The sequence below is a fragment of the Shinella sp. GW821-FHT10F02 genome, from assembly GCF_058809275.1.
Genome location: NZ_JBXASL010000002.1, coordinates 1 through 23,094, shown reverse-complemented (window position 1 = coordinate 23,094; position 23,094 = coordinate 1). Strand labels below are relative to the sequence as shown.

16 protein-coding genes are annotated in these 23,094 nt (G+C 62.8%); 11 read left to right on the top strand and 5 right to left on the bottom strand.

Annotation, left to right across the window (positions count from 1 at the left end):
• Nucleotides 1–2 precede the first annotated feature (2 nt).
• The 3 genes from AC1RWL_RS06075 to AC1RWL_RS06065 form a co-directional block, all read right to left on the bottom strand.
• Nucleotides 3–3,086, bottom strand: a complete 3,084-nt coding sequence (locus AC1RWL_RS06075; RefSeq protein ID WP_493093886.1) for an efflux RND transporter permease subunit — start codon at nucleotides 3,084–3,086, stop codon at nucleotides 3–5.
• Entirely contained in the window at nucleotides 3,083–4,159 is a 1,077-nt protein-coding gene (locus AC1RWL_RS06070; protein ID WP_493093885.1) for an efflux RND transporter periplasmic adaptor subunit, read from the bottom strand. The genes AC1RWL_RS06075 and AC1RWL_RS06070 overlap by 4 nt, the downstream gene beginning before the upstream one ends.
• Before the next feature lie 88 nt (nucleotides 4,160–4,247).
• The gene (locus AC1RWL_RS06065; RefSeq protein WP_493093884.1) at nucleotides 4,248–6,884 is read right to left on the bottom strand and encodes a glycosyltransferase family 39 protein; all 2,637 of its coding nucleotides are present in this window, start codon (nucleotides 6,882–6,884) and stop codon (nucleotides 4,248–4,250) included.
• A gap of 253 nt (nucleotides 6,885–7,137) precedes the next feature.
• On the opposite strand from AC1RWL_RS06065, the gene AC1RWL_RS06060 reads away from it, so the two are divergent.
• From AC1RWL_RS06060 to AC1RWL_RS06020, 9 genes are all read left to right on the top strand, one after another.
• Nucleotides 7,138–7,977, top strand: a complete 840-nt coding sequence (locus AC1RWL_RS06060) for a MipA/OmpV family protein (protein WP_493158279.1) — start codon at nucleotides 7,138–7,140, stop codon at nucleotides 7,975–7,977.
• Between the two features lie 99 nt (nucleotides 7,978–8,076).
• Nucleotides 8,077–8,832 (top strand): response regulator, encoded by a 756-nt coding sequence (locus AC1RWL_RS06055; RefSeq protein WP_493093882.1) that lies wholly within the window; start codon nucleotides 8,077–8,079, stop codon nucleotides 8,830–8,832.
• Entirely contained in the window at nucleotides 8,829–10,217 is a 1,389-nt protein-coding gene (locus AC1RWL_RS06050) for a sensor histidine kinase (protein WP_493093881.1), read from the top strand. Before AC1RWL_RS06055 ends, AC1RWL_RS06050 begins: the two co-directional genes overlap by 4 nt.
• Before the next feature lie 514 nt (nucleotides 10,218–10,731).
• The gene (locus AC1RWL_RS06045; RefSeq protein ID WP_493094461.1) at nucleotides 10,732–11,880 is read left to right on the top strand and encodes a patatin-like phospholipase family protein; all 1,149 of its coding nucleotides are present in this window, start codon (nucleotides 10,732–10,734) and stop codon (nucleotides 11,878–11,880) included.
• 47 nt (nucleotides 11,881–11,927) lie between these two features.
• A complete protein-coding gene (locus AC1RWL_RS06040) occupies nucleotides 11,928–12,782 on the top strand; it encodes a DUF3313 domain-containing protein (protein ID WP_493093880.1) in 855 nt (284 codons plus the stop codon).
• Nucleotides 12,783–12,903: 121 nt separating this feature from the next.
• Entirely contained in the window at nucleotides 12,904–14,130 is a 1,227-nt protein-coding gene (locus AC1RWL_RS06035; RefSeq protein WP_493093879.1) for an efflux RND transporter periplasmic adaptor subunit, read from the top strand.
• Entirely contained in the window at nucleotides 14,130–17,195 is a 3,066-nt protein-coding gene (locus tag AC1RWL_RS06030) for an efflux RND transporter permease subunit (RefSeq protein ID WP_493093878.1), read from the top strand. The genes AC1RWL_RS06035 and AC1RWL_RS06030 overlap by 1 nt, the downstream gene beginning before the upstream one ends.
• A gap of 173 nt (nucleotides 17,196–17,368) precedes the next feature.
• On the top strand, nucleotides 17,369–17,986 hold the full coding sequence (locus AC1RWL_RS06025; protein ID WP_493093877.1) for a methyltransferase family protein: 618 nt from the start codon (nucleotides 17,369–17,371) through the stop codon (nucleotides 17,984–17,986).
• 108 nt (nucleotides 17,987–18,094) lie between these two features.
• Complete coding sequence (locus AC1RWL_RS06020) at nucleotides 18,095–18,817, top strand: response regulator transcription factor (RefSeq protein WP_435265551.1); 723 nt, start codon at nucleotides 18,095–18,097, stop codon at nucleotides 18,815–18,817.
• Nucleotides 18,818–18,936: 119 nt separating this feature from the next.
• Here the strand turns inward: AC1RWL_RS06020 and AC1RWL_RS06015 are convergent, their stop codons facing one another.
• Nucleotides 18,937–19,785, bottom strand: coding sequence for a MipA/OmpV family protein (locus AC1RWL_RS06015; RefSeq protein WP_493093876.1), 849 nt, complete (start codon nucleotides 19,783–19,785; stop codon nucleotides 18,937–18,939).
• Between the two features lie 183 nt (nucleotides 19,786–19,968).
• On the opposite strand from AC1RWL_RS06015, the gene AC1RWL_RS06010 reads away from it, so the two are divergent.
• Together AC1RWL_RS06010 and AC1RWL_RS06005 are read left to right on the top strand one after the other, a co-directional pair.
• Nucleotides 19,969–21,384: an ATP-binding protein gene (locus AC1RWL_RS06010; RefSeq protein ID WP_493093875.1), complete on the top strand. Its 1,416-nt coding sequence runs from the start codon at nucleotides 19,969–19,971 to the stop codon at nucleotides 21,382–21,384.
• A gap of 47 nt (nucleotides 21,385–21,431) precedes the next feature.
• Nucleotides 21,432–21,824, top strand: a complete 393-nt coding sequence (locus tag AC1RWL_RS06005) for a ribosomal maturation YjgA family protein (protein WP_493093874.1) — start codon at nucleotides 21,432–21,434, stop codon at nucleotides 21,822–21,824.
• Nucleotides 21,825–21,912: 88 nt separating this feature from the next.
• On the opposite strand, the gene AC1RWL_RS06000 is transcribed toward AC1RWL_RS06005, so the two are convergent.
• Nucleotides 21,913–23,094 (bottom strand): NADP-dependent isocitrate dehydrogenase (locus AC1RWL_RS06000; RefSeq protein ID WP_493093873.1); only part of this gene is annotated, 1,182 nt, incomplete at its 5' end.

Here is a 23,094-nt window from a genome sequence, read left to right as displayed (position 1 = left end):
GATCACGCTCGGCGAGGATCGTCGAACGGCGCCGTTTTCGTAACCCCGATGAGCCGCTTGAGCATCTCAAGGACATCGTCGACGAAGGTGAAGATGACCGGGATGACGACGAGGCTGAGCAGGGTGGAGGTCATCAGGCCGCCGATGACGACGATTGCCATCGGCTGTCGGAAGCTTCCGTCACCTCCGCTGAGGCTGAGCGCCACGGGCAGCATGCCGCCGGCCATCGCGATCGTCGTCATGACGATCGGGCGGGCGCGCTTGTGGCAGGCGTCGACGAGGGCGTCGAACCGTGACAGGCCGGCGCGGCGCGAGACTATCGCGTATTCGACCAGCAGGATCGAGTTTTTTGTCACCACGCCCATCAGCATCAGCAGGCCGATCACCACCGGCATGGAGAAGCCGGTTCCGGTGACGACCAGCGGCAGCAGGGCTCCGCCGAGCGACAGCGGAAGCGCCATGAGGATTGTCAGCGGCTGAAGGAAATCGTGGAAGAGCAGGACCAGGACGGCATAGATGCAGAAGACGCCGATCGCCATGGCGATGGCGAAACTGCCGAAAAGCTCCGAACTGCGCTCCAGCTCGCCCTGTTCGACGAGTTTTACCCCATCAGGAAGGTCACGAAGTGCCGGCAGCGCCTGCGCCTCGCGATAGACGTCGCCCAGGATGCGCCCGTTCAGTTCCAGAGACAGCGTCACGTTTCGCGAGCGGTCGATGCGGCTGATCTCCGACGGGCTGCCGCCGATGCGGATATCGGCGACGGAGCCGAGATCGACGCTGCCGCGGCTACCGGCAACGCGGATGTTTGCGATGTCGTCGAGCGTCGTTCGATTGCCGGGGTCGAACCGGACGCGGATGGCGAGTTGTCGTTGCGGCAGGTTGAGCTTGGCGAGTGCGGCAGCGTAGTCGCCATTCGTCGTAACGCGGACCGCCTCGGAGATCGCCTCCGCTGTGACGCCGAGGGCCGCAGCGCGGTCGAGATCCGGGATGATCTGGATTTCGGGAGCCTGCAGGGAGGCGCTGGAGGTGACCGCTCCGATGCCCCGGAGCGTGCGCAACTGGTCTTCTAGCGCGCCGGCGGTCCGGTCGAGAGCATCGGGATCGTCGCTGGCAAGCGTGATTTGAAGCGTCGTACCATTGCCGCCCGTGCCGACCTCGACCCTGATGCCCGGAAGAACGGCGAGGGCCTGGCGGATGTCGTTTTCGATTTCGCTCTGCGTGCGGTCCCGTTCGCCGATTTTCTTGAGGTCGACGACGAGCGAGGCCGTTGCCGTATCGACGGTCGTGGAGGCGTCGAGCAGGTCGCCCGATGAAACGCTCCCGACGGCGGAGAACACGCGGGTGACGCCGGGCAGGCCGGACACGATCTCCGCCGCCCGCCGCGTGGCCCTGTCCGTCTGCTCGATTGTGCTGCCGGGTTGCAGCGTCAGGGTGACCTGCGTCTGCGCATCGTCCGACGCGGGCAGGAAACTGGTGCTCAGCAAGGTGATCGTCGAGAGCGACAGGGCGAGAAAGATGCAGACACCGAGGATCGTCAGCTTGCGATGGCCGAGGCAGGTCTTCACGAGCGCCATATAGGTGCGCATGATCCAGCCATCTTTTACAGGGACGGGATGCGCCTTCATCATGTAGGCGGCCATCATCGGGGTCAGCAGGCGTGCGACGAGCAACGAGGCGAGAACCGCAACGGCGGCCGCCACGCCGAACTGGCGGAAGATGAGGCCCGGAATGCCGCTCATGAAGGCGGTGGGCAGGAAGACCGCGACGAGCGTGAAGGTCGTGGCGATGACGGCGAGGCCGATCTCGTCCGCCGCTTCGAGGGCCGCCTCTTTTGGCGTTTTGCCCATTTGCAGATGGCGGGCGATGTTCTCGATCTCGACGATCGCGTCGTCGACGAGGATGCCGACCACCAGCGAGAGCGCCAGCAGCGTCACAGTGTTCAGGCTGAAATCCGCAAAATACATGACTAGGAAGGTCGGGATGACGGAGAGCGGCAGCGCGACCGCCGAGAGGAAGGTCGCCCGCCAGTCCCGCAGGAAGAGCCAGACCACGACGACCGCCAGGATCGCGCCCTCATAAAGCATGTTCATGGAGCCTTCGTAGTTTTCGACGATCGGCCCGATCGTGCTGTAGGCCTCGACGATCTCGACATCGGGATTGGCGGTGGAAAAAGCCTTCATCGCCCTTTCGATGGCGGCTGCGACGCCCGTGTCCGAAAACCCGTTCGAGCGCTTGACCTGGACGGCGATCACGGCTTCGCCGTCGAGATAGGCGATCGAAGACCGGTCGGCAAAGCTGTCCGTCACGCTGCCGATCTCGTCGAGCCGCACCAGATGGCCGCTCGGAAGCGGGATGGGCAAAGCCTTCAGCGCCTCGATCGAGGACGCGGCGCCGAGCGTGCGGATCGCCTGCTTGGCCCCGCCGATCTGCGCCCGCCCGCCCGAGGTGTCCGACTGCATCGACTTCAGACGATTGGAAACGGTCGCCGCGCTCAGATCGAGCGAGGCCATGATGCCGGCGTCCAGATCGACATGCACTTCGCGATCGACGCCGCCGAGCCGGCTGACCTCGCCGACACCGGGGACGGCGAGCAGCGCCTTCGTCATGGCATTTTCGACGAACCAGGAGAGTTCCGTCTCGTCGAGCTGGGCGGAACGCACCGCATAGGTGAGGAGAGGCGAGCCCTGCACGGTCACCTTCGTCACGCCAGGCGTCTGCATCTGGGAGGGCAGGTCGCCGCTTGCGCTGTCGACGGCGTTGCGCACCTCGTTCAGCGCCGCCTCGCTGTCCTTCTCCAGCTGGAAGGAGACGGTGATGGAGACGGCGCCGTCGGTGATCGTCGTCGTGATGTGGTCGAGCAGGCTCAGCGCGGCGAGCTTGTCTTCGATCTTGCGTGCGACTTCCGTTTCCAGCTGGGCGGGTGCCGCGCCTTCGAGCGTGGCGTTGATCTTGATCGTCGGCAGTACCATATCGGGAAAGTTCTGGACCGCCAGCCGGTCGAAGGCGAGAAGGCCGCCCGCGGTCAGCAGGATGAACAGGAGTATGGCGGGAACGGGATTGCGGATCGACCAGGCCGAGACGTTCATCGAATGGTTTCCTCCACCCGGACAAGCGTTCGGTCCGAAAGAAACGCGCCGCCCGCCGTCACGACATTGGCCGAGCGATCGGCGCCGGAGAGAATTTCCACCTCGCTGTTCTTTCGGCGCCCGGTCTCCACGCGGATACGGGACGTGCGCCGGTCGGCATCCACGGTGAAGAGGTAGCTGATGCCATCCCGCAGCACGAGCGCCGATTCCGGTACGGTGAGGGCCGGCGTGCTATCGAGCTCGATCTGGCCGGTGGCGTAGAGGCCGATGGGCGGGCGGGCCTCGGAAGGCAGCGTCACATAGGCGAGCGCACGTCCCGTATCCGTGCTGACGGTCGGCCCGACGAGCCGGACGGTTCCCTTCACGCGTCGGCCATCGGGACCGATGATCGTGGCGGTCAGGCCCACCTTGATGCGCGGCAGATAGCGGGCGGAGACTTCCGCCTGCCATTCGACGCGCTGCTGGCGGATGAGGCGGAACAGCTCCGTGCCGGAGGAAACGACGGCGCCGAGCTGGGCGGAACGCGACGTGATCAATCCGTCGTCGGGCGCCACGATGATCGTCTGGGCAAGCTTGATCGTCTGGCTGTCCAACAGGGCTTGCGCCACCTCGACGCCTGCCGTCGCCGTTTGTTCGGCAATCAGATATTCGGTGATCTTCTCATCCGACAGCGCGCCGCTTGCCTGCATCTTGCGCGCCCGGTCGGCATTGGCTTTTGCCTTGGCAAGATCCGCCCTGGCGCTCGCGAGTGCGGCCTCTTCCTTGCGCAGTTCCGCCCGCACGGCCTCGTCGGCGAGCCTGACGAGGGGCTGTCCCTTGGAGACCACCGCGCCGACATCGACAAGCACATCGGTCACGCGCAGACCGCCGGTCTCCGCGGCGACGACCGCCTCGTGCCAGGGCTTCAGCCAACCACTTGCTGGCACCGTTTCGGGCCATTGGCGCTCCATGGGTTTTGCCACCGCGACGGTCAGCGCGACCGCCGCCTCATCCTGTGGCGCGAGCGCGGCTTCGGCGGCAGAAACGGGATTCACGCCGAGGAAAAGCGCAAGAAAAAGAGGTGTCGGTCGCATCGTGCGGGTTTCCTTTCGGTTTTTTGGGAAGGCTCGCACGGATGTAGCGGATCGCATGTGAAGTGCGGTCAAGTTCGGTTAAGATAGATTAAGTTGGCTGGCGAAACCCGTAGCCCACGCGATAGAAGAACGTGCCCGCCACGCTGCCATTCTTCTGCGCGGCCCGTCTCTCGACGGGGCCGATAGTGTCGAACCACTTTGCGAGCCCGTCGCCGGAGACGCTGTTTTCCTTCAGGCCGTACAGGATGACGACGCGGCCCGCGGATGCCTTTCCGGCGTGCCAGGTGCCGAACATCAGGCCGTTCTGTCCGAAAAGATTCTGGCTGGTGATGTCGTCCAAGGCTGTTCGCCCTTGACCGTAGAAGCCGAGTTGGCTCGCGATATTGTAGGCATCCATGCCGACGAGCAGCGGCGAATATCCGGTTTCGGCCGCAACCTTGGTCCTGATCTGCTCGGCGCCGGCGGAAAACTCCTCCCAGGCGACCGGCAGGCCGCGCAAGGTGCCGGAATAGCCGATGAACGGAAGGCCCAGCGCCAGGTAGTGCAGGAACAGGGCGAAGCACAGGATGCTCGTTGCCGTGCCGACTTTCAACGCCGCAACCAGTCTTGTCCTGCGCCCTTGTTTCACGGCGTCTGCAACGATCTTCGCCATCGCCGGCAGCAGGGCAAGCCAGAGCGGCCCGGTCCAGTTCAGCTTGACGCCGTGCAGCAGGCTGAAGCCAAGGAAGACGGAGAGCGGGACGAGGGTGAAGACCAGGATGAACGTGGCAGGCCCGCGCATGGCGAGATGGTCGACAAGGCGCACCAGTCTGGCCATCGTGATGCCTGCCAGTGCGAGCCCGACGGGGCCAAGCAAGGCTGTGATGAACATCGAAAGCGTGTGCGTGGAGAAGCGGATATCCGCCAGCCATCGCCGGCTTCCCTGGAACTGGAAGGACGCCCAGTCGTGGGTGGCGTTCCAGAGGATCACGGGCGAAAACAATGCGACGGCGATGGCTGCACAGAGATAGGGCCATTTCGACAGCAACCAGTGCCGGGATTGCGGATGGATGATCAGGAAAACGATTGTCGCCGGCCCGAGCAAGGCGATCGTGTATTTCGACAACATGCCGAGGCCGATGCAGATACCCACTCCGAGCCAGGCTCTTCGGCGCCGTCCGATCAAGGCGCGTTCCAGGAAATACAAGGCTCCCGCCCAGGCAGCGGTCAGCGGCGCGTCCGGCGTCATGACGGTACCTATCGCAAAGAAGAACGGGAGAATGGACACGAGCAGCAGGGCCAGGAAGGCGGATGTGCGGCCGAACAGGTTGTCGGTAAGGCGAAAGAGAAAGAACGCCGTCAGCAGCCAGCACAGTGTTGCGCCCGCGCGCACGCCGAATTCGGAGTCTCCGAAGATCGACGTGCCGAGCCATATCAGCCACGCGACCATCGGCGGGTGATCCAGATAGCCCAAGGCCGGATGCTGGGCATAATTCCAGTAATAGGCTTCCTGGGGGATGAGGTCGATGCTGCCCTGGTAGACGATCCGGATCATGACGACATAGACGGCAACGGCGACCGCGGCGAGTTTCCAGCGGGTCGTCGAGGGCAGGAACGTATCGCTGCGGAAGACGTAGAATTCGTTTCCGACGTAGCTGACGATACCGCCGCCGGCGATGCCCAACATCAGCACCCACAGGAAGGGTAGCCCGAGATCGGAGGCCGTCGCGATGAAACCGCCGCGCATCGCCAGGGCCAGCACGGAGAGAAGCAGAAAGCGCGCGAACCGCGTGCTGTTCCCGGCGCGGTCTTTGAAGGACCATTCCGCGTGGGCTAAGTAGTTGAAGAGGGCCGCAAAGCAGAAACCGGACATGTGCGCGACGGTGATGTCGGCGCCAAGAATGCGCATCATCGATACGATGGCGAAATCCAGCACGAAGCCGGCAAAGCCCACCACCGCAAAACGATGAAAGGTGTCCGAGGTGTCCGTTCCCCTGGAAAATCGCACCAGCTGGCCGAGATAGGCCGCGAACTGGCGCGCGCCGATCTTCGATTTCCCCTTGATCCGGTCGGTGAAGGAGATCGGGACCTCGGTAACCGTCAGGGCGTCGCCGCCGGCGAAAATCGCCTCCAGGCCGATCTTGAAGCCTTCGGCATGGGAGCCGGCGGCCAGAAGACGGTCCCGCTTTACGGCGAAAAAGCCCGAAAGCGGATCGTTCACGTCGGTGAAGGGCGAGGCGAATGCGCCGCCGAGCCGGGAGAGAAGGCGGCGGTGGAGCGGCCATCCGACGGTGCGCCCACCCTCGACATAGCGGCTGCCGACGGCCATGTCGAAGCGCCCGGAGGAGAGAGGACGGACGAGATCCGGAATGGAGTTCGCCGGATGGCTGCCGTCCGCGTCGAGAACGACGAGGATCGGAAACCGCGCCTTCTCCGCTGCCGAAAACACGTCCTCCGCCAGTCCGCCGGGACCGTCGTTTCTGACCAGGCGAACCGGGTGCCGACTTGCCCAGCGGTTCACCCTTTCGCATGTACCGTCGGTCGATCCGCCATCCGTGACGATGATCTCGAAATTGAAGTGTTCACGCACGCTGTCGACGATGTCGCCGAGGATGCGGTCGATGTTCTCCGCTTCATTCAGCGTCGGCACGATGATCGAGACGGCGGGGCGGATGTCCTGAACATCCGATAGCTGGAAGGCCTTGACGTGTTCCGCCTCATGCGACGGCATCCGATATGAAAACATGGAGCTCTCCGGGCAATGCAAACGCGCGATCGGCAATCCGACGACGCCATTGCCTGGAACTAGCTGCTCCCCCGGCCGGATGGTTTTAAGACTTATTAACGTTTGCTCGGAGTTGTTGCCTTGGCAGGCATGGGAGAAACATCTCTTAACAAGACAAAACCCATCCCAAAGCGAATCCCCACCAATGTCCGCCCCGCGGCCCTTACGGCCTGCAGAGTGATACGCACCCAGGAGCGGAACATTGTCTTCCAAGATGAAACACACGAGCTTGATCGTATTGTCGGCGCTGATTCTTCCCCTGGCACTGCGGAATGCAGCAAGGGCGGCTGACGCCAACACGCTGGCCGGCGATCCCAGCGGCGAGGTGCAGCCGGAATTCGACGCCGAACGGTTCGGCGGCTTTCGCGGCAAGCTGCACGACTGGGAGTTCGTGCTCGGCGGGGGCGCGATTTATGCGCCCAAATTCGAGGGGTCGAAGGATTTCAAGGTCATGCCGGTCCCGTTCATCTCGGCGACCTTCAACGACTATGTGCACATCAATCCCCAGGGCCTCTTCGTCGACGTCTACAAGGCCGAGAATTTCACCATCAGTGCGAAGGGTGGTTACGACCCCGGTCGCGATGAGGACGACAGCCGCCATCTGGATGGCCTTGGGGATATCGGCGCCGGTGGCGTGCTGGGCGGCGTGATCGCCTACCAGCTCGGCCCGGTGGAACTGACGGCCGAGATCGACAAGACCTTCGGTGGCAGCGACGGGCTCACCGGGAAATTGGGGGCGGAAGTCTCGCATTTCTGGGGGCAGTTCATCTTTTCCGCCGGCGCATCCGCCACCTGGGCGGACAAGAAACACATGAAGTCCTATTTCGGCGTCACCTCCGCCCAGTCGGCCAGGTCCGGCCTTGCCAGATACGATGCCGGGGCGGGTTTCAAGCGCATCGATCTGACCGCGTCCGTCACCTATATGGCGTCCGAAAACTGGTTCGTCAGGGGCCAGGCCGAACTCGGCATCCTGACCGGTGATGCGAAAAACAGCCCCATAGTCCAGAAAGACACCCAGCCGTCGGTCATGATGTTCGTGGGCTACAAGTTCTGAGGCGCGGCAGCGGCGGAGCCGCAGCAACAAAAATAAACACAATTGTTGCTGACAGCCACGATGGCGGGCGGGATAGTCTTTGCCGGGAGGGCGACAGGAATGGCTGAGGTCATGAACAACACCGCGAGCAATGTTCTCGCCCAGGCGTCGGCCCGCATCCTCGTCGTCGAGGACGATCGCGATATTGCGAGCATGCTCATCGAGCTTATGCGGGAGGCCGGATACGCCGCCGAGGCGGTCGGATCGGCGCTCGAAATGGACCGCCTGCTGAGAAAGAAGGAGTTCCAGCTCATCATCCTGGATGGAATGCTGCCGGGTGAGGATGGCTTCAGCATCTGCAGGCGAATCCGGTCGTCCGATACGATACCCATCCTCATGCTGACAGCCCTTTCGAAAGAAATCGATCGGGTCGTCGGGCTGGAACTGGGCGCGGACGACTATGTCACGAAGCCGTTCAATTCCAGGGAGTTGCTGGCAAGAGTGAAAGCGCTCCTGCGGCGGTCGTCCTATTCGATGCAGCTCAAGCCGAGCCTGGAAAGCATGACATTCGCCGGCTGGCGGATCGATCCCGTCACCCGCGAACTGACCGACAGCGACGGCGTGCATGTGTCGCTCACCACGGCGGAATTCGATGTGCTGCTCGTGTTCTGCCAGAACCCGCGGCGCGTCATGACGCGGCAGGACATCTTGACCCGCACGCATGCCGGATCCGCCGGACCTGTCGAGCGCAGCATCGATGTGCATGTCAGCCGCGTCCGACAGAAGATAGAGCCGAACTACAAGGACCCGACCTTCATTAAAACCGTTCGCCTCGGCGGCTACATCTTCACGCCGGAGGTGGAGGTAGAAACATGATCGACCGCTTCCGCAAGGCGTCCATACGGTGGCAGTTCATAGCGGTGGCGTTGTTTCCGATCCCGGTGATCATCGTGTTTATCATTGCGATGCTGCCCGAGCCGCTCATTTTCTACAATGAGAAGCTGCTGATGGTCAGGCGCACGCAAATCGAGATGATCGTCACGCAATTCAGGAATGCGGGCGACAATCCCGAGGTGCAGGATCTCGTGCGCTCCAGCGCGCCTCTCGGCCTCGAATTGACGGTCGTGCCGTGGAGTGCCGCGAGCGAAGCGCAGGCGCGCGAGGAGGATACCCATGCCGTCTCGGACGAGCTTCGCCGCCTCCTGCCTGACGATTTCGAAGCGGTGGCGCTGCAAAACCCGCCGGGAAGCGAGCGGCACAATTCGGTGGCGGTGCGCCTTGATGCCAAGCGTGCTCTCGTTATCGGCTTCTCCAAGGCCTACAATTCCCCGTCGTTTCTCAGTCTGGTTCTGGAATTCGTCGCCAAGCTCACCATCCTGATGCTGCCGATGCTTCTGCTGGTGCTCTACATGGGGCGCATGATCACGTCGCCTCTCGTGTGCTTTGCGGATGCCGCAAAAAGATTGCGTCTCGACGATAACGAGGACGAACTGTTCACGGCCGAAGGCGCCAAGGAACTCCATACGCTCGCGACGTCGCTCAACAATATGCGACGCCGTATCCGTAAAATGGTCGATGACCGGACGCGGATGCTGACGGCCGTGAGCCACGATCTGCGAACACCGCTGACCCGGCTGCGCATGCGCGTGGAGCGCTCCAGGGACCCCGCGTCACGGGACGCAATGCTTGCTGATATCGAAACGCTGACCACCATGATCGAGGAAAGCCTGCAATATCTGAGCAGCAATGCGACCGCCGAGCCGATGAAAAAGGTTGACATTTCCAGCCTGCTGCAGACGATCACCTCGGGATTCTGGGATCTTGGCCATACGGTGCGCTACAGCGGACCCGAGCGGCTCGGATATCTGTGCCGGCAAAAGGCGCTTGTGCGCGCGATCACCAACATTGTGGAAAATGCAGTGCGGTTCGGTACGGTCGTCAGCGTCGAATTGCGCAGCAATCCGCAAGGCGGCGCGGTGATCACCGTGAGCGATAACGGCCCCGGCCTTGAAGAAGGTCTTGAAGAAAAAGTGCTGGAACCCTTCTTCAAGGCCGACGAGGCGCGGTCGCCGAATTCCAATAGCGGTTTCGGATTGGGGCTTTCGATCGCCGACGAAGTCGTAAAAGGCCACGGCGGTTCGCTCGCGATGGAGAATATCCTGCCGCATGGCCTGCGCGTGACGATACATCTGCCGTCGATCCAGGCCATCTCGGTTCAAAGCAGCACCCGTTTCGTCGCAAAAGGGAAAGCCATCGCCTAAGCCTCCGGCCTTGGCGAAGCCCTCTCTCGTGCGACCATCCCCGGAAAGGCGCAGGCGTGCCTCTCGGCCGTTCGCGCACGGGCTGCGTCGCGCAGCAGTTGCCGCATCTGTCTCAAGGACACTCCGTCTGCCCGCATCATCTGCCGGATGAGCGGGTCCTTCAGAATCTCTGCCATCGTCATTTCGCGCTCGGTCATCGTGATCTCCGTTCTGCTGCCGTTTGGATAGCCGCGGCACAAAACCTCGCGATGTCAAAACGGGGACGAAACCAAGGCGTTTGGTGAAGTTTTGTTGCCGGGCGCCAAAGCCCGCGCGCGCTAACATCTCTTAACAACACGAAACCCAAGGCAATGATGAATCAGACCTAATGCCGTTAGATGCGATTTCGAAGGAAGCTTGGCATGAGACAACGGCGGCCCGCCGCGGCTGAAAACCAATGGTCTATCGGCGCTCGACAGCCCTTCTCTTTCTTCACCTGAGAGCGGCGAACGTGCATCGCTGCATTGCCATACTCATGCTGGTTTTCCTCGCCGGCTGCGTGGCGCCGGACCGCATTGCCTACGGGCCGCGTGCCGCGGCAAACGCGACGATCGAGGGGTTCGAGCATATCCGCATCTATGCGGATACCGGGCGGGACCTGCCCGATGCGCGGGGATGGCTGCCGGTCCCGGCCCGCAACGAAATCAACTATCTCGTCCTGTCCGGCGGCGGCGCGGGCGGCGCCTTCAGCGTCGGCGCACTGAAGGCCTGGTCGGATAAGGGCGGTCGGCCGCAGTTCGACATCGTCAGCGGTGTCAGCACGGGCGCGTTGATCGCGCCTTACGCTTTCCTCGGCTCCGCCTACGACGATACCCTCGTCGACCTCTACACGAGCGGCGTCGCAAAGGAGCTGATCGATGCGGATTTCCTGCCGAAGGGCCTGCTCGGCGCGAGCCTCCTGAAACAGGCGCCGCTTCGCACGATGGTGGAGCGCTATCTGACGCGCGACATCCTGGCGAAGATCGCCGCGGAGCATCGCAAAGGTCGGCGCTTGCTTGTCCTGACCTCAAACCTCGATTCCCAAAGGGCGGTGATCTGGAACATGGGCGCCATCGCCAATAGCGGCCGGGCCGATGCCCTGAAGCTGTTCCAGGACGTAATCATCGCCTCGGCAAGCATTCCCGGCCTTTATCCCGCCGTCCTCATCAAGGCGACATCCGAGGGCAGGGCATTCGAGGAGATGCATTCCGACGGCGGCTCCGCCTCACAGATCCTCACGATTCCCGAAGGCTGGATGGCGAGCTCCGACAAGGTCGATTGGCCAAAAGGCTTCAGGTTCAACATGTTCATCATCGTCAACAACGCGCTCATTCCGGAATTCTCGACGACGACGAACAACACGTTTGCCGTCATGGCGCGGGCGAATTCCGCCCTCATCAAGGCACAGACGCGCAGCGCCCTGCTCGCCACCTATGTCTATGCGCAGAAGACCGGCATCCGGTTTCATGTGGCCTCGATAGACACGCAGGTCCCCTACAAGATGACCGACCCGTTCAACACCAACTACATGCGCGCCGTCTACAATCTTGGTTATGCAAAAGCGGCGAGCGGTAGCCTGTGGAAAGACAGGCCGTCCTTCAGCGAACCGTTGAGGATCGCCCAGCCCTTGGAGCAGGCGCCATAATGCACTGGCCCGTCATCCCTTTCAAAAATCCCGACAGGAGACTGAAAATGCTGCATCTTTCCCTTCGCCGGCACCGACCGCTCGGCGCTGCGCTTCTGCCCTGCCTCGTCCTGTCGATCCTTGGCGGCTGTGCCTCGGTGCCGCTGGAGCAGGCGAATTCGCTGGCATCCTATGAAGGCCTCACGCCGGTCGACGGGCGCCTGAGAAGGGCGAGGTACAAGGCCATACCCGGCGATCTCGGGACGATCCGGACGGTCTATATAGAACCGACCCAGATCTCGGCGACCGCCGCACTGTCGACGCAAAAAACCTCGGAACAAGCCTTGGTGGCGAATGCCATCAGTCGCGCGCTGTGCATCGGCGTCAGCGACCGGTTCGCGGTCATCGAGCGGAAGGAGGATGCGGATCTCGTCGTCCATGCCACCATCGTCCGCATCGTGCCGACCAATGCCACGGTCGCCGGCGTCTCGACGGTCGCCTCGCTCGGCTCCTCCTTCGTGCTTCCCGTAAGCGTGCCGAGATTGCCTTTCGGCCTCGGCGGGCTCGCCGTCGAGGCCGAGGCGACGACCAGGGAGGGTAAGCAGCTCGGCGCGATGGTCTGGGCCAAGGGGGCGAATTCCCTGACCACGGATGCGCGGGTGTCCCAGGTCGGGGATGCCTATTCACTCGCAAGCAGTTTCGGCAACGATTTTTCAAAGATGCTGGTCACGGGCAAGACGCCGTTCAAGGGCCTGCCGAAGCTGCCGTCCACCCAGAAGCTGAAATCCAATCTGGGCGGCAAGCCTAAATATCTGGCATGCGAACGCTTCGGCCGGGCGCCCGGCCTGAAGAATTTTGCCGGCGCGCAACTCGGCATGCCGCCCTCCTGGACCGACAAGGCCGGCGCGGAGCAGAAACGCTAGCGCGGTGCCCAAGCGCAATCTTTCGTAATGCGATGAAACACCGGCAGCGTCCTGGATCGGTAGCCTTTGATCCGGATCATGCCGGGGCGATGTGCCTTCGGATCAATCGGAAGGTGGTTTCATGCGTGAGAAATCCAGCTCACATTCAACGCGCGCCCGTTTGCTGCTGGGCGTCCTGCTGCTGTCTTGCCCCGTGACGCTGAAAGCCCAGGAGCAGATGCCCGTAACGGTCGTCGTTGCCCGGCAGAGCACCGTGACCGAGCAGGTTTCCGTTGTCGGCTCGGTGGTGTCGCGCGAGGAAGTGCAGGTGCATTCCTTCATCCAGGGACAGGAGATACGGCAGATTCTCGTCGAGGTCGGGCAGTATGTCGAAAAGGGTCAACCGCTCGCCATGCTCGACACGACCGACGCCCGGATGCGGCTCGATCGCAATGCCATCAGCATGCTGCGCGCCACGGCAGCCGTTGCGGTGGAGGCCGCCAGGGTGGATGTCGCGCGGGTGACGGAAGCGGAAACCGCCAGCGTTTTCGAGCGCAGCCGCGTGCTGCATGCCAGAAACGTCATCTCGCAACAGGTGCTGGATCAGCATCGCAACGCCCATGAGAGGGCGGCCGCTGAACTGGGCCTGGCGCAGCAGTCTCTGGCCCTCGCAGAGGCGGAAGCCGCTTTGGTGACCCGCGAACGCGCGGAAATCGAGCTGACGATCGTGCGCAGCACGGTGCGGGCTCCGATGGCCGGGCTCATCCTCAGCCGCACGGCACGCCTCGGCGCGATGACGTCGGACGCTGCCACGCCGATGTTTCTCATCGCGGAGGAGGGGAGCATGGAATTCGTCGCCTCCGTGGTGGAAACGAATTTCGTTCGCCTGCAAAGCGGCATGCGCGCCGATGTGACACTTCCCGGCCACGAGGGTCCGGTTTCCGGCACGCTGAGGCTCAAGGCCGCGCAGCTCGATCCCGCGACCCGTAGCGGTCAGGTTTATATCGCGCTCGACAGGCGGGATGGCCTCACGCCCGGCGTTTTCGCGCAGGGACGCATCGATGTTTCCGAACGCCGGAACATTCTTCTTCCGGGCAGCGCGGTCAAAACCGTGCGCGGCGCGGACACGATCTTCGTCGTGACGGAAGGCGCCGTGGATGTCCGGCCCGTCACGGTGGGTGCCCGTCAGGGCGGCCTGGTGGAGATCACGCGCGGCGTCGATGACGGGGAGATGGTGGTTCTGAAAGCGGGCGGGTTCCTGAAGGCGCAGGACAAGGTGCAGCCGGTCGTCGCCACGCTGGATGTCGCTCCGGCGGACAGACTGGCCGCCTCGCTGCCGAGCGTCGATGAAACAAGGGAGATCCGGTGATGAGCGCCAACATTTCCGCCTGGGCCATTCGAAACCCGCTGCCGTCGTTCCTGCTCTTCGTGGTGCTGACCGTTGCCGGGCTCTATAGTTTCTCCCGTTTGCCCGTCACCTATTTCCCGGCGATCGTCACCCCGCTCGTGCGCATCACCGTCGAGCAGTCCGGCGCCACGCCGGTCGAACTCGAAACCGAAGTGACGCGGCCGATCGAGAACGCCGTCGCATCCCTGCCTGCCGTCAAGGAACTGACGTCGACGGTCGACCAGGGCCGCTCCGTGACCACCGTCGAGTTCGAGCTCGGCCTGGTCTCGCCCGACCGGGCGATGGACGATGTGCGGGATGCGGTGGCGCGCGTGCGGGGCGACCTGCCTGATGGCATCGACGAGCCCGTGATCGAACGGCTGGAAGAGGAAGCACAGTCCGTCGTCACCTACGCCGTTTTCAGCCAGGACATGACGGTCTCGGACCTGTCGTGGTTCGTCGACGACGTGGTAGCGCGGGATCTCCAGGGACTGCGCGGCGTCAGCCGGGTCGAACGCATCGGTGGCGGCGACCGGGAAATCCGCGTCGAACTCGATGCCGACAAATTGCAGGCGCTGGCACTCACCGCCGGCGCAGTCAACGAAACGATCCGCCAGAGCCAACTCGAGCGATCGGGCGGGCGCCAGGAGATCAACGGCCGCGAACAGGTCCTGACGACCGCCGCCTCTGCCGAGACCGTTTCGAGCCTGGCCGAGTGGCGTCTAGCGCTGGCCGGAGACAGTTCCGTGCGGCTTGCGGACATTGCAAGCGTTCGCGACACCATTGCCGAGCCGCGGTCCTTTGCGACCTTGAACGGCGAGGAGATCGTGAGCTTTGCCGTCTCGCGCTCGCAGGGCGCCAGCGAGGTGGGCGTCGCCGAGGTTGTTGCGGTCGCTGTTGCCGAATTGGCGGTGAAGAACCCGGCCGTCCAGTTCCGGCTGGTGGATGACAATGTCTCCTACACGACGGGCAATTATCGTTCAGCGATGAACACCTTGCTGGAGGGCGCAGCACTTTCCATCGTCGTGGTGTTCCTGTTCCTGCGCGACTGGCGGGCAACCATCGTTGCCGCCGTGGCGCTGCCATTGTCGATCATCCCGACCTTCTTCGCGATCGACCTTCTCGGCTTTTCGCTCAACATCCTCAGCCTGCTGGCCATCACGCTGGTGACGGGCATCCTCGTCGACGATGCTATCGTCGAGATCGAGAATGTCGTCCGCCATCGCAACATGGGCAAGTCCGCCTATCGTGCGGCGCTCGACGCCTCGGACGAAATCGGGCTTGCCGTCATCGCGATTTCCGCGACCATCATTGCGGTCTTTGCGCCCGTCGGGCTGATGAGCGGCATCGTCGGCCTCTATTTCCGCGAATTCGGCCTGACCGTCGCCATCGCCGTGTTCTTCTCCCTGCTGGTCGCCCGGCTGATAACACCCATCCTCGCCGCCTATTTCATGACCGGCCGCCCCCGAACGGAGGCGCGCGACGGCGCCATGCTGCGGGCCTACCAGAGCCTGTTGAGGGTGAGCCTGCGCTGGCGATGGGCGACGATCGGCGGCGCTTTCGGCCTGTTCGCGCTCTCCGTCATGTCGCTCGCATCGGTGCCGACGGCCTTCCTGCCGGAGGAGGACATGGGCCGGCTGACGCTGACTGTCGAGCTGCCGCCGGGCGCGACGCTGGAAGAGACCCGCGCCATCACCGATGAGATTGCGGCTCGCGCGGGTGCGTTTCCCGAGGTGGAGGGTGTTTTCGCACGCGCGGGCGCCAGCATGAACGGGCAGCAGGATCTGCGCTATGCCGTGATCCTGATCGACCTCGTGCACAAGACGAAACGGGACCGCTCCTCCTTCGCCGTCGAGGCGGACATGGAAAACAAGCTCGCCTCCATCGCCGACGTGCGTTTGAGGTTCCTCAACAATCGCGGCGGCCGCGACCTGTCCTTCGCCGTTCTGGGAAGCGATGGAGAGGCGGTGCAACAGGCCGCCGATGCCATCCTGAACGAGATGTCCGGCGATCCGAGTTTCATCAAGCCCGCAAGCGACAATGTCGCCACGCGCCCGGAACTGCGGATGTCCGTGTTGACCGACAAGGCCGCGCTGCTTGGCGTGACGCCCGCCGCGATCGCCGACACGATCCGCCTCTCGACGATCGGCGACACAGACAGCAGGCTGGCGAGCTTCATCGACGGCTCCCGCCAGATCCCGATACGCGTCGTGCTCTCGCCCGACGCACGCGACCGGCTGCCCATCCTGCAAATGCTGTCCGTGCCATCAGACAAGGGCAACCATATCCCCCTGTCCGCCGTGGCGGACATCGGCTTCGACGAGACGGTCGCCGCGATCGATCGTTTTGACCGCCAGCGCCGGATCGAGATCGGCGTGGACCTGAAGGACGGCATGACATCGGGACAGGGCCTCGACCGGCTGATGCAGTTGGCGAGCGTGAAGGCCCTCCCAGAAGGTGTCCGCCTCCAGGCGACCGGCGATTCCGATTCCGAGGGCGATGTCTTCGAGAGTTTCTTCGTGGCGATGGGATCGGGCATCATGCTGGTTCTCATAGTGCTGATCCTGCTGTTCCGCAGCGTTCTGGCGCCCTGGACCATCCTCGCCTCCCTTCCCCTGTCGATCGGCGGCGTGACCGCCGGGCTTCTTCTCAGCGGCAATACAATGTCGCTTCCCGTGGTCATCGGCATCCTCATGTTGATGGGCATCGTGACCAAGAATGCCATCATGCTGCTCGATTTCGCGATCGAGCGCGAAGCGCATGGGCTTTCCCGTACGGAGGCCATCGTCGAGGCCTGCCTGGAGCGGGTGCGCCCCATCGTCATGACGACGCTTGCGATGGTGGGTGGAATGGCGCCCTCCGCCTTCGGATTGGGCGACGGCGGCGAGTTTCGCGCACCCATGGCGATCGCCGTCATCGGCGGGCTGCTGGTGTCCACGGTGCTGTCGCTGATCGTGATCCCGTCGCTGCACCTGGTCATGTCCGGCCTGGGCGATCGCGTGAGCCGGACGTTCAGGCCGATGGTCCGTCCAGCCGAGACGCAATAAGGCGTACAACTTCTTAATCCGTCGAAACAAATCTTTAAGCCGGCGCAATCCCGCTCGTGGGAAGGAAATCCATCGACTTTCCTTCAAGCACGGACATTGCGACATGCTCTTCATCGTTTGCCGATCACGGAAACTGCACCCAGCTACGGGCAAACGGGCAGGGGAGGCGGATCATGGCTGAGGTCCGTGCTCCCTTCCTGCAGCAATACCGCATCAACACGCTCCGCCTCTTCGGCGCCGTCGCGTTCGCACTGCTGGCCGTGACGGCGTCGCCTCCCGGTGCGCCGCTTGTGAATTCGTTGTTCGAGCTGACGGGATTGCTGGCGATCTTCACGGCCATTGCCGGCCGCGTATGGTCGCTGTTCTATATCGGCGGCCGCAAGAATGCGGAACTCGTCACCGACGGCCCCTATTCGATCACCCGCAATCCCCTTTACCTGTTCAGCCTGATCGGCATCGCCGGGCTCGGGGCGCAGACCGAGAGCCTGTTGTCGATGGTCGCGATGACCGGCATCGCCTATTTCGCCTTCGACATGGCGATGCGGGGCGAAGAAGCCTTCCTCGCCGGCCGTTATGGCCACAGCTTCGAGCACTATCGCCAGGTGACACCAAGGCTCCTGCCGGATTTTTCGCGGTGGCGGGAAGCCGATGATACTCCCTTGCGCTCCGAAAAAGCCGTCAGCGGCCTCAAGGACGGCGCCGTCTTCCTGGCCGCCTGGCTGGGCATCGAGCTCATCAAGATGGGGCAGGCGGCGGAATTGCTGCCGGTCTTCTGGACATTGCCGTTCTAGCGCCTGCCGCGCCGCCGCCCGATTTCGCCGCAACAAAACGTAACAAAGCGAAATGTTTGTCGCCCGCGTGATAAGCATTATATGCGCGTTCAGGTTGGGAAGACGAGAATGCAATCGAGTTCCGCAAATGCAAGAATCCTGATTGTCGAAGACGATCCGGAGATCGGCAGTCTCCTCGCGCTGACGGTGCAGGAGAGCGGGATGATCGCGACCGTCGCGGAAGACGGGCGGGTGATGCAATCGCTGCTGCGCAACAACGAATTCGACCTGATCATTCTGGACGTGATGCTTCCTGGCGAGGATGGCCTCAGCATTTGCCGGCGCATCCGCTCGGAGAAGACCACGCCGATCATCCTGCTCACGGCGCTCGGGGAAGAGATCGATCGCATCGTCGGGCTGGAAGTGGGCGCCGATGACTATGTCACCAAGCCGTTCAGCCCCCGGGAGATCGTCGCCCGCATCCGCAGCCTTCTGAGGCGGGCGTCCTATGGACTGGCGAACAATGTAGATCAGCGCAAGCTGCGCTTCGATGGCTGGCAGATCGATCCGCTGCGCCGGCAGTTGCACGATCCAAGCAATGCCAGGGTGGCGCTGACCACGACGGAGTTCGATCTGTTACTGGCTTTTTGCCGGAATCCCGGCCGGATCATCACCCGCGAAGAGCTTTTGTCCCTGACCCATAGCGGCCTTGCCGGACCGATCGAGCGCAGCATCGATGTGCATATCAGCCGGCTGCGCCAGAAGATCGAAGCGGACCCGAAGACGCCGGCGCTGCTGCACACGGTGCGGCTCGGCGGCTACATGTTCACGGCCCGGGTCGAGCAATCCTAGGACCAATCGACATTCAGCCCATGCCTGCCTGCAAACGGCAAGGGTTGAATGTCGATTGGTCTTGGCCGTTTGCCTTGGGCAAGAAGCCGGAATTGCTCCGGCTTCTTTGATCGCTTCGATCAGAATTTGTAGCCGACGAAGATCGAGGCCGAGGGCTGAAGCTTCTTTTCCACGATCGGGCTGTCGGCGGCGTCTCCGGTCAGGATACCCAGCGCTGCCTCGCCCCGCACGAACCAGTCTTCACTGAGCCCATAGGTGGCGGATGCCGATACGTTGACGCGCTTGATACCGGCTTCCGCCTTGTATTCGGAAAGGCCGGATGCGGCCGCCTGTGCGGCGTTCACGCCGAAATAGGCCTGCATGTGCTTGTCGTTGGCAACGACAACCTCCGCCCCGGCACTGATCATCAGCCGCTCGGTCACGGGCGCCGAATATTCGACGCCGACCGTTCCGATGAGGCTCTCGCTTCCCTCGATCGTCTGGTCGAGCGTTGCGTAGAACTCGAAGGCGTTCCAGGTATAGGCCGCCTTGGCACCGACGGTTGCGGCGAAGTCGATGTCGCCGAGGCCATTCAGGCGGTCGTGATCATCCTGGTCGCGCCCGGTTTCATAACCGACCTTGCCCGCGAGCGAGAAGCCGCCGTTGCGAAGCGCGGTAATGGTGGCGCCTGTCGGATCGATCTCCAGCCATTCGCCATAGGTGAAGATGACGAGCGGAACCGGGCTGACCTTGAACTCGTCGCTGCCTTCATATTCCGGTTCGTAGATGCCGCCGGCGCCGATAATGAGGCTCCAGCTCGGTTTGACGGCCTCGTTGTTGAACCGCTCCTGGTCGAAGGGCGGCTCCTGTGCCTGGTCCGCGAGACTGGCATCGGCAGCCAGCACGGTGGATGCCGTTCCGAGCGATGTGAACGTGGCGAACAACGCGCTCCGGGTAAGGCGCCAGTCGATATACTTGGTACAAAACATGAGTGCTCCAGTGATTTGACACGGGATGCCGGCCGCAGCGGCGAACCGTGTGTGCAACCTCCTTGTCTTTTCATGGATCAGGATTGGGCTGGATGTTGTTGTGTTACGGTTTGTTGCCGACGGGCGGTGGCTCGGATCGGCGGATGTCCGGCCTTAATAAATCGACACAAAACGTAACGCAGTTTGGCCGCGCGGACCTGTTTCCATTACCCTATCGATGACAGTGTCGGTTGGACAGGCAGAGTGTGTGCGCGGCGAAGGCCTGCGCGAGGAGGCGCGTTGAGGTTTCGCTTATCCAAGTTGATTTCGACGATTCATGGACAGATCACGATCATCGTCTTTCTCGCCCTCGTCATGGTCATCTCTGCCGGCTCCGCACTTGAGCGCTGGATGCGTTCGGACTTCAAGATCATCGACCTCGAGAATATTTCCGAGCGCGTCTCCGCGATCGGTTCGGTGCTGGCTGAAGCCAAGCCATCGGAGCGCGTGACCATTCTGGAGATCGCCAATCGCGGCGATTGGAAATTCTCGATTCGTCCTCTCTCCCTGTCGCAGCAGTTCACCACATCCTCGCCCACCGAGCCCTTTGTTGACATGGTCGTGGACTGGCTGTTTCCACCGGACGACGGCGCGGAGCCGCTTGGGGGCTGGCGAACCTTCATCGACGGCAAACGCATCATCGCCGCCAAGATCGACGATAGCGAGATGCTGGTTCTAGAAAGCCTGCCGGGGCCTTTCCTGCGCGGCGATGCCTTGAATCTGGGTTCCAACTACCTTCTCGCGGTTGTGATCCTGATGATCCTGTTTTCCGCCTTCGCTGTCTGGACGATCACGCGCCCGTTGCGCCGCATTGCGGCGGCGGCGATGCGGGCGGATCTCTCCGTCGGCCCGGCCCTGTTCGAGGAGCGTGGAAGCGAGGAGATCGTGGCCTTGGCACGCGCGCTGAATGGCATGCAAAGACGCATCTCGACGATGGTTGATTCGCGCACAAGAATGCTGCGCGGCGTCAGCCACGATCTGCGCACGCCACTCACCCGGTTGCGGCTTCGCGTCGAGCGCGTGGACCAGGAGGAGGTGCGGGAGGCCCTGCTTGCCGATGTCGAGCGCATAGACCGCCTCTTGAAGGAAAGCCTCAGCTATCTGCGCGACAACCATCGGACCGAAGCGTTCGAACGCGCCGATCTCGCCTCGATCATCCAGACGGTGTGCGACGAATTCGAGGACATCGGCCACGATATTACCTACCGCGGACCGGCCCGGTTGATCGCCAATTTCAAGCCGCTCGCGATCACGCGCGCGGTGACGAACCTGTGCGAGAACGCGACCAAGTTCGGCAGCAGCGTGCGCGTCGAGCTCGGCGCAAGCGCGGGCATGGCGACGATCGATGTCGCCGACGACGGCCCCGGCATTCCCGCCGAGCATCGCAGCCGGGTGCTGGAGCCGTTCTACAAGGTCGATGCGGCCCGAGGAGGAACCAACGTCGGCTTCGGCCTTGGCCTCTCCATCGTCGCCGAGATCGTGCAGGACCATGGCGGGAAACTGGAACTTCTCGATCGGCATCCGAATGGGTTGATCGCACGGATTGCAATCCCGACCTGACGGAGCGGGAACTCGACAGCCGAACCCGGGCGGGCTAGATCGTGATCATGAGTTTACGCTTTGATCTCGTGTCTTTCCTGCGCGCTGCCGTCCTGTTCGTGATTTTGGTGTTGCTGGCGACGTTCGGCCGGGATCTGGGTTGGGTTCGCAGCTTTTTCGGCGATGTGCTGGCTGTGGCATGGGTCTTTTACGCCATACGGGCCGTCGTAAACGCGAGCGCCCGTTCGATAGCTTCCATCGCCTTTGCCACCGGCGTCGCGGTGGAACTGGTACAATTCCTTCTGACCAGCTTCGATGTGCAGATACCCAACCGAATCCTCCGTATCGTCTTCGGGGCGACGCCGGACTGGTGGGATATTCTGGCCTACGCCATGGGTGCGGCGCTTGTCCTTGGTGTGGAGTTCCTAAGCTCGAAACGTAGGTCGGGATTTCAGGGCTAGCCTTGATTGCCTTTCGGCGGCACTGACTTGTCAGCTAGTTCAAAAACAAAAACGGCGGGGAGGGTGCCCCGCCGTTTGTTGGAAAGGCTCAGGCCGCCATGGCCTTGCGGAGGTTCTCGTCGATCTTGTCGAGGAAGCCGGTGGTGGAGAGCCACGGCTGGTCGGGGCCGATGAGAAGGGCGAGGTCCTTGGTCATGAAGCCGGATTCGACCGTGTCGACGCAGACCTTTTCCAGCGTATCGGCAAAGCGCGCGAGCTCGGCATTGTTGTCGAGCTTGGCACGGTGCGCGAGGCCGCGCGTCCAGGCGAAGATCGAGGCGATCGAGTTGGTCGAGGTCTCCTCGCCCTTCTGGTGCTGGCGGTAGTGGCGCGTCACCGTGCCGTGCGCGGCTTCCGCTTCCACCGTCTGGCCATCCGGCGTCATCAGCACGGAGGTCATCAGGCCGAGCGAGCCAAAACCCTGGGCGACGATGTCGGACTGCACGTCGCCATCGTAGTTCTTGCAGGCCCAGACATAGCCGCCGGACCACTTCAGCGCCGAGGCGACCATGTCGTCGATCAGGCGGTGTTCGTACCAGATTTTCGCTTCCTTGAATTTCTCGGCGAATTCCTTGTCGAAGACCTCCTGGAAGATGTCCTTGAAGCGGCCGTCATAGACCTTGAGGATGGTGTTCTTGGTCGAAAGATAGACCGGCACCTTGCGCTGCAGGCCGTAGTTCAGCGAGGCGCGGGCGAATTCGGTGATCGAATCGTCGAGATTGTACATGCCCATGGCGACGCCGGCGGACGGCGCATCGAACACGTCGTATTCGATCTCTTTGCCGTCCTCGCCGACGAACTTCATCGTCAGCTTGCCCTTGCCGGGGAACTTGAAGTCGGTGGCGCGGTACTGGTCGCCGAAGGCGTGGCGGCCGACGATGATCGGCTTGGTCCAGCCGGGTACGAGGCGCGGCACGTTCTTGCAGATGATCGGCTCGCGGAAGATGACGCCGCCGAGGATGTTGCGGATCGTGCCGTTCGGCGACTTCCACATCTTCTTCAGCTTGAATTCCTCGACGCGTCCCTCATCGGCGGTGATGGTGGCGCATTTCACGCCGACGCCGTGTTTGCGGATCGCGTGCGCCGCATCGATCGTCACCTGGTCGTCCGTCGCATCGCGGTTCTCAATGCTGAGGTCGTAATAGTCGAGATCCACGTCCAGGTAGGGATGGATCAGCTTGTCCTTGATGAACTGCCAGATGATGCGCGTCATCTCGTCGCCGTCGAGCTC

Excerpts from the sequence above, each read along its gene's own strand:
- AC1RWL_RS06025 (WP_493093877.1), top strand. The coding sequence starts at position 17,369 with ATGGCTGAGGTCCGTGCTCCCTTCCTGCAGCAATACCGCATCAACACG.
- AC1RWL_RS06035 (WP_493093879.1), top strand. The coding sequence starts at position 12,904 with ATGCGTGAGAAATCCAGCTCACATTCAACGCGCGCCCGTTTGCTGCTG.
- AC1RWL_RS06070 (WP_493093885.1), bottom strand. The coding sequence starts at position 4,159 with ATGCGACCGACACCTCTTTTTCTTGCGCTTTTCCTCGGCGTGAATCCC.
- AC1RWL_RS06015 (WP_493093876.1), bottom strand. The coding sequence starts at position 19,785 with ATGTTTTGTACCAAGTATATCGACTGGCGCCTTACCCGGAGCGCGTTG.
- AC1RWL_RS06075 (WP_493093886.1), bottom strand. The coding sequence starts at position 3,086 with ATGAACGTCTCGGCCTGGTCGATCCGCAATCCCGTTCCCGCCATACTC.
- AC1RWL_RS06040 (WP_493093880.1), top strand. The coding sequence starts at position 11,928 with ATGCTGCATCTTTCCCTTCGCCGGCACCGACCGCTCGGCGCTGCGCTT.
- AC1RWL_RS06020 (WP_435265551.1), top strand. The coding sequence starts at position 18,095 with ATGCAATCGAGTTCCGCAAATGCAAGAATCCTGATTGTCGAAGACGAT.
- AC1RWL_RS06055 (WP_493093882.1), top strand. The coding sequence starts at position 8,077 with ATGGCTGAGGTCATGAACAACACCGCGAGCAATGTTCTCGCCCAGGCG.
- AC1RWL_RS06030 (WP_493093878.1), top strand. The coding sequence starts at position 14,130 with ATGAGCGCCAACATTTCCGCCTGGGCCATTCGAAACCCGCTGCCGTCG.
- AC1RWL_RS06050 (WP_493093881.1), top strand. The coding sequence starts at position 8,829 with ATGATCGACCGCTTCCGCAAGGCGTCCATACGGTGGCAGTTCATAGCG.
- AC1RWL_RS06065 (WP_493093884.1), bottom strand. The coding sequence starts at position 6,884 with ATGTTTTCATATCGGATGCCGTCGCATGAGGCGGAACACGTCAAGGCC.
- AC1RWL_RS06045 (WP_493094461.1), top strand. The coding sequence starts at position 10,732 with ATGCTGGTTTTCCTCGCCGGCTGCGTGGCGCCGGACCGCATTGCCTAC.
- AC1RWL_RS06060 (WP_493158279.1), top strand. The coding sequence starts at position 7,138 with ATGAAACACACGAGCTTGATCGTATTGTCGGCGCTGATTCTTCCCCTG.
- AC1RWL_RS06005 (WP_493093874.1), top strand. The coding sequence starts at position 21,432 with ATGAGTTTACGCTTTGATCTCGTGTCTTTCCTGCGCGCTGCCGTCCTG.